The following is a 13,095-nucleotide window of genomic DNA, read 5'->3' on the forward strand; positions in this document are numbered from 1 at the left end:
ACGCCCTACTGACAATCGGTGCTGACCTGCGAAAACCGCTGGTATCGCGGGATCACGCCGACGGCTGCCCTGCGTCGTACGGCAGATACGCGGTCGCCGATTCACGCCCCCAGTCCGAGGGCAGCAGGGCCCCGCTCCAGGCGTCGCGCCGGGTCCCGTCCTGCACGATCTTCGCCCGTACGGTGCCCTCCATGACGAAGCCGATGCTGAGTGCCACCGCCCGGGAGCCGACGTTGCCGGCCTCCGCGACCCATTCGAGGCGCTCCACGCCCAGCGACCGGAAGGCCCAGTCGCACACCGCGCGGCCCGCCTCGGCGGTGTAGCCCCTGCCGCGCTGCTCCTTCGCCGTCCAGTAGCCCAGCTCCGCCTGCCGGCCGGGTGCGGCCAGCTGCGCCAGCCTGACCAGCCCCATCGAGCTGACCAGGGTGCCGCTCTCCTGGGTGAAGACGCCGAAGTTGTAGAAGGTGTCGTCGCGCCAGCCGTGGGGGCTGACCTGTTCGACGAAATCCACCGCGTGTGCGCGGGTGTAGGGCGAGGGGACGGTCGTCCAGCGCGGGATCTCGGGGTCCTGGCACGCGGCCAGCACGGCGTCGACGTCGGACGACTCCAGCGGACGCAGCAGCAGGCGCCCGGTGGTCAGGGTGGTGGGCTCCATGGCTCGGCGTACCTTCCGCGGAGGGCTCGGACGGGGACAAACGACCTGCGGCCGAGTATTGCGGAGCCCGCGGGACCCTGGAAAACCGTTTTGCCGTCGCCGGGCCTCCCGGCCCGCTGGTCTCCTCGCTTACGATGGCCGTTGCAGCAGGGCCGAGGCAGACAGAAAACCCCGCTGTGCCCCGCGCGGCAACCGCGCCAGGCCCGACCGGCAAGGAGCCAGCCTACGTGTCCGTCATCAACAAGCTCATGCGTGCAGGCGAAGGCAAGATCCTGCGCAAACTGCACCGCATCGCGGACCAGGTCAATTCCATCGAAGAGGACTTCGAGAACCTTTCCGATGCCGAGCTGCGGGCGCTCACCGACGAGTACAAAGAGCGGTACGAGAACGGCGAGACCCTTGACGACCTGCTGCCCGAGGCGTTCGCCACGGTCCGCGAGGCGGCCAGGCGGGTCCTGGGCCAGCGGCACTACGACGTCCAGCTGATGGGCGGCGCCGCCCTTCACCTGGGCTACGTCGCCGAGATGCGCACCGGTGAGGGCAAGACGCTGGTCGGCACGCTGCCGGCGTATCTCAACGCGCTGTCCGGCAAGGGCGTGCACCTGATCACCGTCAACGACTACCTCGCCGAGCGCGACTCGGAGTGGATGGGCCGGGTGCACAAATTCCTCGGCCTCGAAGTCGGCTGCATCCTGGCGAACATGTCGCCCGCCGAGCGCCGCGCCATGTACGCGTGCGACATCACGTACGGCACCAACAACGAGTTCGGCTTCGACTATCTCCGTGACAACATGGCGTGGTCGAAGGACGAACTGGTACAGCGCGGCCACAACTTCGCGATCGTCGACGAGGTCGACTCGATCCTGGTGGACGAGGCGCGTACGCCGCTGATCATCTCCGGGCCCGCCGACCAGGCCACCAAGTGGTACAGCGACTTCGCACGGCTGGTGCGCCGGCTCAACCGCGGCGAGGCGGGCAGCCTCGGCAAGGAGGAGACCGGCGACTACGACGTGGACGAGAAGAAGCGCACCGTCGCCATTCACGAGTCCGGCGTCGCCAAGGTCGAGGACTGGCTGGGCATCGACAACCTGTACGAGTCGGTCAACACCCCGCTCGTCGGTTATCTGAACAACGCCATCAAGGCCAAGGAGCTGTACAAGAACGACAAGGACTACGTCGTCATGGACGGCGAAGTCATGATCGTCGACGAGCACACCGGCCGTATCCTCGCCGGCCGCCGCTACAACGAGGGCATGCACCAGGCGATCGAGGCGAAGGAAGGGGTGGACATCAAGGACGAGAACCAGACGCTCGCCACGATCACCCTGCAGAACTTCTTCCGCCTGTACGACAAGCTGTCGGGCATGACCGGTACGGCCATGACCGAGGCCGCCGAATTCCACCAGATCTACAAGCTCGGCGTCGTGCCGATCCCGACCAACCGGCCGCTGGCCCGGATGGACAAGCCGGACCTGATCTACCGTACGGAAGAGGCGAAGTTCGCGGCCGTGGTCGAGGACATCGTCGAGAAGCACGAGAAGGGCCAGCCGGTGCTGGTCGGCACGGTCTCGGTGGAGAAGTCCGAGTACCTGTCGGCGCAGCTGTCCAAGCGCGGTGTGCCGCACGAGGTGCTGAACGCCAAGCAGCACGACCGTGAGGCGTCGATCGTCGCCCAGGCCGGGCGCAAGGGCGCGGTCACCGTGGCCACGAACATGGCCGGCCGCGGTACGGACATCAAGCTCGGCGGGAATCCCGACGACCTCGCGGAGGCGGAGCTGCGGCAGCGCGGCCTGGACCCGCTGGAGCACGTCGAGGAGTGGGCCGCGGCCCTTCCCGAGGCGCTGGAGCGCGCCGAGGAGGCGGTCAAGGCCGAGCACGAGGAGGTCGTGGACCTCGGCGGCCTGTACGTGCTGGGCACCGAGCGGCACGAGTCGCGCCGGATCGACAACCAGCTGCGCGGCCGTTCCGGCCGGCAGGGCGACCCCGGCGAGTCCCGCTTCTACCTCTCCCTCGGCGACGACCTGATGCGGCTGTTCAAGGCGCAGATGGTCGAGCGCGTGATGTCGATGGCCAATGTGCCGGACGACGTGCCGATCGAGAACAAGATGGTCACCCGCGCCATCGCCTCGGCCCAGTCGCAGGTCGAGCAGCAGAACTTCGAGATCCGCAAGAACGTCCTCAAGTACGACGAGGTGCTCAACCGGCAGCGCGAGGTCATCTACGGCGAGCGCCGCCGCGTCCTGGAGGGCGAGGACCTGCACGAGCAGGTGCAGCACTTCATGGACGACACCATCGACGCGTACATCGACGCGGAGACCCGCGAGGGCTTCGCCGAGGACTGGGACCTGGACCGGCTGTGGGGCGCGTTCAAGCAGCTCTACCCGGCCAAGGCGACCATCGAGGAGCTGGAGGAGGAGGCGGGCGACCGCGCCGGTATCACCGCCGAATTCATCGCGGAGGCCGTCAAGGACGACATCCACGAGCAGTACGCGGAGCGCGAGAAGCAGCTCACCGAGGACATCATGCGCGAGCTGGAGCGTCGCGTGGTGCTGTCGGTGCTGGACCGCAAGTGGCGTGAGCACCTCTACGAGATGGACTACCTCCAGGAGGGCATCGGGCTGCGCGCCATGGCGCAGCGCGACCCGCTGGTGGAGTACCAGCGCGAGGGCTTCGACATGTTCACGGCCATGATGGACGGCATCAAGGAGGAGTCCGTCGGCTACCTGTTCAACCTGGAGGTCCAGGTCGAGCAGCAGGTCGAGGAGGTGCCGGTGACCGCCGACGCCGATGTCCAGGACGCGGTGCCTTCGCTGGTCAAGGACCGCCCGGAGATCCGTGCCAAGGGCCTGGAAGCCCCCAAGCGGGCCGACCGGCTGCACTTCTCCGCGCCGTCGGTGGACGGCGAGGGCGGCGTCGTCGAGGGCGACTTCGAGGGCGCCCCGGCGGACGCCGCCGCCGAGGACGACGAGGTCGGCCAGACCCGCGCCGAGCGGCGCAAGGCCGCCAAGGGCGGACGCCGCCGCAAGAAGTAAGCCCTGCCGCGCCGCCTGCGCGGATGCGAACACCGGCCGGGGGCCGGACCGGAGACGGTCCGGCCCCCGGCCGCGTCATGGTGCGGTGCGCGGCGCCCGCGGCGTATCGCCGCGGGGCCGGCGGCCGTCCTGCCGGAGGTCATCGGGCCTCGACCGCGGTGCAGTGCCAGTGACCGGGGCCGTAGCCGGACGTCGCCCGCGGGCCGCCGGACTCCAGGCGGAAGGCCAGCGCGCGGAAGACGTCCTGGCCCAGGCAGACCACGGCGCACACTTCCAGCGCCGACACATCGATCGCGCAGACGCGGCAGCGGTACACGAAAGGGGTACGCCCGCGGTTGCCGCGCGGGCGCCAGTCGGCTCGCTGCGCGTGCAGCTCCCACAGTTGCTGATACGCCTCGTCCCTGACCTTGCCGGCCAGCATCGTCAGCGGCTGCCGCCCGGTCAGGACGTCGAGCAGCCGGCCGGCGAACCAGTCGTGCGCCGGCATCGGCCTGAGAACTCCGGCCGGCGCGCGGCCCGGCTGCGTCCGTCCCGCGGGGCGGCGGATGTCCCGGCGGCCGGGCGGCGCCGCGCCCGCGCCTCCTGGCCTGCGCGGCGGCGCGGACGCGGGCGACGACGGTACGCGCCCGGGTACGCGCCCCCGCCGCGGGTCGGGGGCGGCTCCTGACGCGGGCGCGACGGGTGGCTGCGGTGGCTGCATGGCGGGCTCCCCAAGATTGTTACTGACTGGTAGTCCGGTTCTAGGGGTGGCCGCCGGCACCAGGCAAACCCGGCGGGCGCTGTTCGAAGGCGCCGCAGAATTCACCTATCAGCGTGGTTGCGCACGTATGCTTCACGCCATGCGCGTCTATATTCCGACAACCCTGGCGGGGCTGGCCGAGGCCTACAAGGCAGGCGACGCGGGGCCTGTGCCGCTCGACGCCTTCGCTGTGACGCCCAGCCTGCGTGAGTGGTACGTCTCGGACGACATAGAGGAACTGGAGTACGCGGCGCTGACCCGGGCCGCCCAGGCGTCGCTGCGGCTGCTCGCGATTCACCCGGATGTGCCACGCCGCCGCACGGTCATCGCGGTCGACGTCCCCGACGCCGCGGTCCGCTTCGACCCGGACCGCGCTCTGGATCCGGCCGCGTTGGGCGAGGTCAGGCTCTCGCAGCGGGTGCCGCTGGCCGATGCCGCGGCGGTCCACCTGGACGCGGACGACGCCGAGCGCGATGTGGCGGCCGCGGCCGACGCGCTGGGGGCGGCGGACGCCGGTGACGACGACGCCCAGTTCACGGTGGACGGCGCCGAGGACCACGAGCTGCTCTGGTACGCCACCCAGGAGATCCCCAATCTGATCGGCTGATCGACCGATCCGCCGATCGCCGTACAGTCGGACCGGGACCCGAGTTGTCCACAGGCCGCACACCGTCCCGACGCCCCACGCGAGTACGGTTCTTTCCATGAGCACGCATCTCGTGTGGGACTGGAACGGCACTCTTTTCCACGACATCGACGCAGTGATCGAGGCGACGAACGCCTCCTTCACCGAACTCGGCCTGCCCCCGATCACTATCGACCGCTACCGCGAGCTGTACTGCGTGCCCGTGCCCCTGTTCTACGAGCGGCTGATCGGGCGGCTGCCGTCGGACGCCGAGTGGGAGGTCATGGACGCGACCTTCCACCGGTATTACTGGACGCTGGCCGAGACCTGCGGGCTGGCCGAGGGCGCCGCCGAACTGCTGGCCGCCCGCCGGGCCGCGGGGCTGACCCAGTCGCTGTGCTCGCTCGCCCCGCACGAGCAGTTGGTGCCGATCGTGGCGGCGCACGGCATCACCGACCACTTCCTGCGTGTCGACGGCCGCAGGGGGAAGGCGACCGAGGGCAAGGCCGCCCAGATGGTCCGTCATCTGGAGTCGCTCGGCCCCGTCGATCCGCGCCGGACCGTGGTGATCGGCGACGCGCTGGACGACGCGGTCGCCGCGGCGCACGTCGGCGCCCACGCCGTGCTCTACACCGGCGGCTCGCACTCCAGGGCGGCCCTGGAGACCGCGGGAGTGCCGGTGGCGGACAGCCTCGCCGAGGCCGTCGAACTGGCCGAGCGAATAGCTTCCTGACGGGCCACCGGCACCTTTCGGACGAATATCCCGGCCGGTTTCTATCCATTCGGGCCAAAGACGTCTGGTGCATTTGTACGAAGACGTCTCCTGACAGCCCCCCCGGACAGGGCGATAGCCTGGGCGTCGTGATCAACGTTGATCCGTTCTCCCGGGGCTGCTCCGTGCCGACGGGCGCGGCGAACCCCTTTTCCGGCATAGCGTCGTCCCGTAGCGGAAACCCCGCGTCGCGGTACGTCGTGCCATCCACCGACGTCACGCAATGGCGCGCGACAGGAGTCAGAGGACATGCAGACCAAGCTGGACGAAACCAAGGCCGAGCGGCTGGAACAGGCAGCGCGGGTCGGTGAGAACAGCCAGAAGGGGAAACAGCCCGGCCAGGGCCTCGACCCAGAGGCGATGACCGCGTTTCTCCAGCGGTACTACCTGCACAGCGCGCCGGAAGACGTGGTCGACCGTGATCCGGACGACATCTTCGGTGCCGCGCTGTCCCACTACCGGCTCGCCGAGGTACGCCCGCAGGGCAGTGCGAACGTCCGGGTGCACACCCCGAGCGTGGAGGAGAACGGCTGGCAGTGCAGCCACACCGTCGTCGAGGTGGTCACCGACGACATGCCCTTCCTCGTGGACTCCGTGACCAACGCGCTGACCCAGGCCAACCGGGCGATCCACGTGGTGGTCCACCCGCAGTTCACCGTCCGCCGCGACCTCACGGGCAAGCTGCTGGAAGTCATGGCCACCGCCCCCGAGGTCGGCGACGGGACGCCGCCGCACGACGTGCTGGTCGAGTCCTGGATCCATGTCGAGATCGACCGGGAGACCGACCGGGGCGACCTCAAGGAGATCACCGCCGACCTGCGCCGGGTGCTGTCCGACGTACGGGAGTCCGTCGAGGACTGGGCGAAGATGCGGCAGGCCGCGCAGTCCATCGCCGACGAGCTGGCCGCCGACCCGCCGCCGCTGCCCGCGCAGGAGACCGGTGAGGCCCTCGAACTGCTGCGCTGGCTCGACGGCGACCACTTCACCTACCTCGGCTACCGCGAGTACGAGCTGACCACCGGGACCGCGGAGGACGGCGGTTCTGAGGACGTGCTGGCCGCCGTCCCCGGCACCGGGCTCGGCATCCTGCGCTCCGACCCGCAGCACCCGCTCAGCGACAGCACCCACCCGGGGCACCCGAACTCCCCGTCGTTCAGCCGGCTGCCGGCCGACGCCCGCGCCAAGGCCAGGGAGCACAAGCTGCTCATCCTGACCAAGGCCAACAGCCGCTCCACCGTGCACCGGCCGTCGTATCTGGACTACGTCGGGGTGAAGAAATTCGACGCCGACGGCAATGTGATCGGGGAGCGCCGCTTCCTCGGGCTGTTCTCGTCCGCCGCCTACACCGAGTCGGTGCGCCGGGTGCCGGTGGTCCGCCGCAAGGTCGAAGAGGTGCTGGAGGGCGCCGGATTCTCCGCCGACAGCCACGACGGGCGCGACCTGCTGCAGATCCTGGAGACCTACCCGCGCGACGAGCTGTTCCAGACCCCAGCCGACGAGCTGCGGTCCATCGTCACCAGCGTGCTCTACCTCCAGGAGCGCCGCAAACTGCGGCTCTTCCTGCGGCAGGACGAGTACGGCCGCTACTTCTCCGCCCTGGTGTATCTGCCGCGGGACCGCTTCACCACCGCGGTAAGGCTGCGGCTGACCAACATCCTCCAGGAGGAGCTGGGCGGCCACAGCGTCGACTTCACCGCGTGGAACACCGAATCGGTGCTGTCCAGGCTGCACTTCGTGATCCGGATCGACCCGGGCGCCTCGCTGCGCGAGCTGACCGACGCCGACGTCGAGCGCATCGAGAGCCGGCTGTCGGACGCCACCCGCTCCTGGGCCGACGGTTTCGCCGAGGCGCTGACCGCCGAATGCGGCGAGGAGCGCGCCGCCGAGCTGGTCCGCCGCTACGGGCAGGCCTTCCCCGACGGCTACCGCGCGGACTTCCCGCCCCGGGTGGCGGTCGCCGACCTCCAGCACTTCGAGGAGCTGGGCGAGGACGACTTCACCCTCAGCCTGTACGAGCCGGTCGGGGCCGCGCCCGCCGAGCGGCGGTTCAAGATCTACCGCACCGGGGCGCCGGTCTCGCTGTCCGCGGTGCTGCCCGTGCTGCAGCGGCTCGGCGTCGAGGTGGTGGACGAACGGCCCTACGAGCTGCACTGCTCCGACCAGTCACGGGTCTGGGTCTACGACTTCGGGCTGCGGCTCGACCCGGCGCTGGGCGACCTCGGCGACGACGCGCGGGAGCGTTTCCAGGAGGCCTTCGCCGCCACCTGGACCGACCGGGCGGAGAACGACGGCTTCAACTCCCTGGTGCTGCGGGCCGGCCTCGACTGGCGGCAGGCGATGGTGCTGCGCGCGTACGCCAAATACCTGCGGCAGGCCGGGTCCACCTTCAGCCAGGACTACATGGAGGACACCCTCAGGACCAACGTCCACACCACCCGGCTGCTGGTCAACCTCTTCCAGGCCCGGCTCTCGCCCGACCACCAGCGGGCCGGCAGCGAGCTGACGGACGGCATCCTGGAGGAGCTGGACGGCGCGCTCGACCAGGTCGCCAGCCTGGACGAGGACCGTATCCTGCGGTCTTTCCTCAGCCTGATCAAGGCCACCTTGCGCACCAACTACTTTCAGCGCGCCGAGGACGGGCAGCCGCACCGGTACCTGTCGATGAAGTTCGACCCGCAGTCCATCCCCGAACTGCCCGCGCCCCGGCCGGCGTTCGAGATCTGGGTGTATTCGCCCCGGGTGGAGGGCGTGCACCTGCGGTTCGGCAAGGTCGCCCGCGGCGGTCTGCGCTGGTCCGACCGGCGCGAGGACTTCCGCACCGAAGTGCTCGGCCTGGTCAAGGCGCAGATGGTGAAGAACACCGTGATCGTGCCGGTCGGCGCCAAAGGCGGCTTCGTCGGCAAGCGGCTGCCCGACCCGGCCGCCGACCGCGACGCGTGGCTCGCCGAGGGCATCGCCTGCTACAAGACCTTCATCTCCGGGCTGCTCGACATCACCGACAACCTGGTGGCCGGCGACGTCGTCCCGCCGCGCGACGTGGTCAGGCACGACGGGGACGACACCTATCTGGTGGTCGCGGCCGACAAGGGCACCGCGTCGTTCTCCGACATCGCCAACGAGGTGGCCGTCTCCTACGGCTTCTGGCTCGGCGACGCCTTCGCCTCCGGCGGCTCGGTCGGCTACGACCACAAGAAGATGGCCATCACCTCCTCCGGCGCCTGGGAGTCGGTGAAGCGGCACTTCCGGGAGATGGGCCACAACACCCAGGAAGAGGACTTCACGGTCGTCGGCATCGGCGACATGTCCGGTGACGTGTTCGGCAACGGGATGCTGCTGTCCGAGCACATCCGGCTGATCGCCGCCTTCGACCACCGGCACATCTTCCTCGACCCCAAGCCGGACGCGGCGACCTCGTACGCCGAGCGGCGGCGGCTGTTCGAGCTGCCGCGCAGCAGCTGGGCGGACTACGACACCTCGCTGATCTCGCAGGGCGGCGGGATCTACCCCAGGACGGCCAAGTCGATCCCGGTCAACGCGCATGTGCGCGCGGCCCTCGGTATCGCGCCGGGCGCCGCCAAGATCACCCCGGCCGAGCTGATGAGGGCCATCCTTCAGGCCCCGGTCGACCTGCTGTGGAACGGCGGCATCGGCACCTACGTCAAGGCCTCCACCGAGTCCAACGCGGACGTCGGCGACAAGGCCAACGACGCGATCCGCATCGACGGCTCCGACCTGCGGGTCAAGGTGGTCGGCGAGGGCGGCAACCTGGGCTTCACCCAGCTGGGCCGGATCGAGTTCGCCCGGTCCGGCGGGCCCGAGGGCGCCGGCGGCCGGATCAACACCGACGCGATCGACAACAGCGCGGGGGTGGACGCCTCCGACCACGAGGTCAACATCAAGATCCTGCTCAACAGCGTGGTGGCCGAGGGCGATCTGACGGTCAAGCAGCGCAACAGCCTGCTGGCCGAGATGACCCACGAGGTCGGCAACCTGGTGCTGCGCAACAACTACGCGCAGAATGTCGCGCTCGGCAACAGCATGGCGCAGTCCGACAGCCTGCTCCCGGCGCACCAGCGCTTCATCCGCCGCCTGGTGCGCGACGGGCATCTGGACCGGGCGCTGGAATTCCTGCCCACCGACCGGCAGATCCGCGAACGGCTCGGCGCGGGGCAGGGCCTGAGCCAGCCGGAGATGGCGGTGATCCTCGCCTACGCCAAGATCACCACGGCCGAGGAGCTGATCCACACCGGGCTGCCCGACGATGCCTACCTGAGGCGGCTGCTGCACGCGTACTTCCCCCTGCCGCTGCGGGAGCGGTTCGCCACGCAGATCAACGCCCACGCGCTGCACCGCGAGATCGTCACCACCGTGCTGGTCAACGACACGATCAACACGGGCGGCACGACTTTCCTGCACCGCTTCAGGGAGGAGATCGGCGCCACCACGGAGGAGATCGTCAGGGCGCACACCGCCGCGCGCGCGATCTTCGGGCTCAGCGGGATCTGGGACGAGGTCGAGTCGCTGGACAACACGGTCGACGCCACCGTGCAGACCCGGATCCGGCTGCATTCGCGCCGGCTGGTCGAGCGCGCCACCCGCTGGCTGCTCAACAACCGGCTGCAACCGCTGCAGATCGCCGAGACCATCGACGACTTCGCCGAGGGCGTCGCCACGGTCTGGTCCCAGCTGCCGAAGCTGCTGCGGGGCGCCGACCTGGAGTGGTACGAGACGCTGCACGAGGAGATGACCGGCAGCGGAGTGCCCGAGCAACTGGCCACCCGGGTAGCCGGATTCTCCTCGGCCTTCCCGGCGCTCGACATCGTGGAGGTCGCCCACCGCAGCGGCAAGGAGCCGCTGGACGTGGCCGAGATCTACTTCGACCTCGCCGACCGGCTGCAGATCACCCAGCTGCTGGACCGGATCATCCTGCTGCCGCGCTCCGACCGCTGGCAGTCGATGGCACGGGCCGCGATCCGCGAGGACCTCTTCGCGGCGCACGCGGCGCTGACCGCCGACGTGCTGGCGGCCGGCGACGACCTGGCCACCCCGGAGCAGCGCTATCACGCCTGGGAGGAGCAGAACGCCGGGCTGATCGGGCGGGCGCGGACGACCCTGGAGGAGATCCAGGGGGCGGAGGAATTCGACCTGGCCAGCCTGTCGGTGGCGATGCGAACGTTCAGGACGCTGCTGCGCACCCACCGCTGAGCCCGGAGCCGGGCGGGCGGACGGTACAGGAGTGCTGTCCGGCCCGCCCGGTGCGGGGCCGGTCAGGAAGCGGCGCCCGGGACCTTCCAGAGGGTGAGGCTGCCGGTGTAGACGGGGGTCTTGTAGAAGTTCCGGGTCGGCTCGGTCGCGGTGATCGTCCACATGGCGAGGTTGCCCGACGACGTCACCATGCACAGCCGGTCGCCGACCTTGATCAGGGCGTTCGTGCCGACCAGCTGCTGGGCCCCGATCTGGGTCGGCAGCGGGGCGGAGTCGGCGGCGTCCTTGCAGTCCGCGGGCTCGTCGGTCGGCGACTTGCCGGCCGGGGTGTCGAAGGTCAGGTAGTCGTCGCCGTAGCTGAACTCGACGTCGCCGTTCTGGAGGGTGTGCTGCGGGTCGACCTTCGGCTGGTCCAGGTCCACGTCGGGGCCCGAGTCCAGGCTGTTGGGCGGCCGGACGGTGAGGGTGCGGTTCTGGAAGATCACCGTGTAGTCGCCGGACGGGGCGCTGGGCGCGTCGGAGCCCGTCGCGCCGCCGGCCGCGGACGCTCCGGTCCCGGCGGGGTCGGTGACGGTGGCCGGGCCGCTGGTGGGCTGCTGGTCCGGGGCATGCGAGGGGGCGCTGCCGGAGGGGTTGCCCTTCGCCGAGGCGTCGTCGTCGTTGCTCGCGCGGGTGAAGGCGTAGGTCAGCGTCACGGCGAGGACCAGGGCGAGGACGCCACCGCCTATCGCCAGCACCTTCTGCATCCGGCCGCTCGGCCGTCCTCCCGTACCCGGCGCGGAGCCGGAGCCGGGGCCTTGCGCGCCGGTCTGTACGCCGCCCGGCGGCTGCCACGAGGACGTCCCCGCCGGATAGGCCGTGCCCGGACCCTGAGTGCCTGGCCCCTGAGGACCCGGCCCCTGAGCGCCGAACCCCCGCTGACCCACCTCGTGCGGCCCCGCCCCCTGCTGGCCCGCGCCCCCCGGACTTACCCCGGGCGAAGCGGCTCCGAAGGCCCCGGTGGGCCCTGCCTCCGGCACGGTCGCCGGCATCCCGGGCGTGCCGCCCGCCCCCGGCGGCACCGCGGGCTTCGGCGGCACCGCACCCCCCGGCCCTGGAGCACCCCCCACACCCCCAGCACCCGGCGCCCCCGGCGCGGACTCCGGCTCCGGCGGGCGCCTGGCCGCCGCCTCGCGCCGTACGATCTCGGCGGCCACCGGCTCCGGCAGCCAGCCCGCGACGTCCCGCAGTGAGCGGCCCGCCGCACGGGCGCAGGAGTCGGCCAGCTCCTGCGGCAGGGGGCGGGCGTCGGGGTCCGCGGTCAGGCAGCGTTCCAGCAGTTCGCGCAGCGGCTCCGGGTACGGGCTCAGGTCCGGCGGCCGGATCGCGGTGTTGGCGATCTGCGCGGCCAGCGTGATCGCGCCCGCCTCCCCGTACGGATGCCGCCCGGTGGCGGCGACCGCCGCGATCAGGCCGAGCGAGAAGACGTCGGTGGCGGGGGTGAGGGCGAGGCCGTTGGCGTGCTCGGGCGACATGAACTGCGGGGTGCCGATCAGCCCGCCGCTGCGGGTCAGCGCGGTGGAGTCGGCCGCCCGGGCGATGCCGAAGTCGATGACCGCGGGGCCGGCCGCGCCGAGCAGGATGTTGCTCGGCTTGAGGTCCCGGTGGATGACGCCGGCCGCGTGCACCGCCCGCAGCGCCTCGGCCGCGCAGCCCATCAGCTGGAGCACGCTCGGCAGCGGCAGGGCGCCGTAGCGGGCCAGCGCCTCGTCCAGCGGGAGGCCGGGGACGTAGGTGGTCGCCAGCCAGGGCTGGTTGCCGGTGGTGTCGTGGTCGAGGACCGGCACGACGTAGTAGCCCTGGACCCGGCGGGCCGCCTGCACCTCCTGCTGGAAGCGGCGGCGGAATTCCTCGTCCTGCGCGTATTCGCGGCGGATCACCTTCAGCGCGAGCGGCTGGCCGCCGCGGGTGTGGCTGAGGTAGACGCTGCCCATGCCGCCCTCGCCGATCCGGGCGCGCAGCCGGTAGCCGGCCACCTCGCGGGGATCCTGCGGCTGGAGCGGGCTGAGCGGACGCGAAAGGTTGTCG

General features: G+C 70.8%; 7 protein-coding genes. 4 read left to right on the top strand and 3 right to left on the bottom strand.

Going from position 1 to position 13,095, the window contains the following annotated elements; translation table 11 throughout:
* Positions 1–52: 52 nt before the first annotated feature.
* Entirely contained in the window at positions 53–655 is a 603-nt protein-coding gene (locus OHA86_RS24630; RefSeq protein ID WP_329178554.1) for a GNAT family N-acetyltransferase, read from the bottom strand.
* A gap of 227 nt (positions 656–882) precedes the next feature.
* Here OHA86_RS24630 and secA point away from each other — a divergent pair, with 227 nt between their 5' ends.
* The gene (gene secA, locus OHA86_RS24635) at positions 883–3,687 is read left to right on the top strand and encodes a preprotein translocase subunit SecA (protein WP_329178556.1); all 2,805 of its coding nucleotides are present in this window, start codon (positions 883–885) and stop codon (positions 3,685–3,687) included.
* 139 nt (positions 3,688–3,826) lie between these two features.
* Here secA and OHA86_RS24640 read toward each other — a convergent pair whose 3' ends face one another.
* On the bottom strand, positions 3,827–4,174 hold the full coding sequence (locus tag OHA86_RS24640; protein WP_329178557.1) for an Rv3235 family protein: 348 nt from the start codon (positions 4,172–4,174) through the stop codon (positions 3,827–3,829).
* A gap of 352 nt (positions 4,175–4,526) precedes the next feature.
* Between OHA86_RS24640 and OHA86_RS24645 the strand changes: the two genes are divergently transcribed.
* From OHA86_RS24645 to OHA86_RS24655, 3 genes are all read left to right on the top strand, one after another.
* A complete protein-coding gene (locus OHA86_RS24645) occupies positions 4,527–5,033 on the top strand; it encodes a DUF6912 family protein (protein ID WP_329178558.1) in 507 nt (168 codons plus the stop codon).
* 97 nt (positions 5,034–5,130) lie between these two features.
* Entirely contained in the window at positions 5,131–5,784 is a 654-nt protein-coding gene (locus OHA86_RS24650) for an HAD family hydrolase (protein ID WP_329178560.1), read from the top strand.
* A 288-nt stretch (positions 5,785–6,072) separates the two neighbouring features.
* The gene (locus tag OHA86_RS24655; protein WP_329178562.1) at positions 6,073–11,028 is read left to right on the top strand and encodes an NAD-glutamate dehydrogenase; all 4,956 of its coding nucleotides are present in this window, start codon (positions 6,073–6,075) and stop codon (positions 11,026–11,028) included.
* A gap of 62 nt (positions 11,029–11,090) precedes the next feature.
* Here the strand turns inward: OHA86_RS24655 and OHA86_RS24660 are convergent, their stop codons facing one another.
* A complete protein-coding gene (locus OHA86_RS24660) occupies positions 11,091–13,043 on the bottom strand; it encodes a serine/threonine-protein kinase (RefSeq protein WP_443072015.1) in 1,953 nt (650 codons plus the stop codon).
* Between the last annotated feature and the right edge of the window lie 52 nt (positions 13,044–13,095).

The organism is Streptomyces sp. NBC_01477, assembly GCF_036227245.1.
Lineage (GTDB): Bacteria > Actinomycetota > Actinomycetes > Streptomycetales > Streptomycetaceae > Actinacidiphila.

Excerpts from the sequence above, each read along its gene's own strand:
- OHA86_RS24630 (WP_329178554.1), bottom strand. The coding sequence starts at position 655 with ATGGAGCCCACCACCCTGACCACCGGGCGCCTGCTGCTGCGTCCGCTG.
- OHA86_RS24640 (WP_329178557.1), bottom strand. The coding sequence starts at position 4,174 with ATGCCGGCGCACGACTGGTTCGCCGGCCGGCTGCTCGACGTCCTGACC.
- OHA86_RS24645 (WP_329178558.1), top strand. The coding sequence starts at position 4,527 with ATGCGCGTCTATATTCCGACAACCCTGGCGGGGCTGGCCGAGGCCTAC.
- OHA86_RS24650 (WP_329178560.1), top strand. The coding sequence starts at position 5,131 with ATGAGCACGCATCTCGTGTGGGACTGGAACGGCACTCTTTTCCACGAC.
- OHA86_RS24655 (WP_329178562.1), top strand. The coding sequence starts at position 6,073 with ATGCAGACCAAGCTGGACGAAACCAAGGCCGAGCGGCTGGAACAGGCA.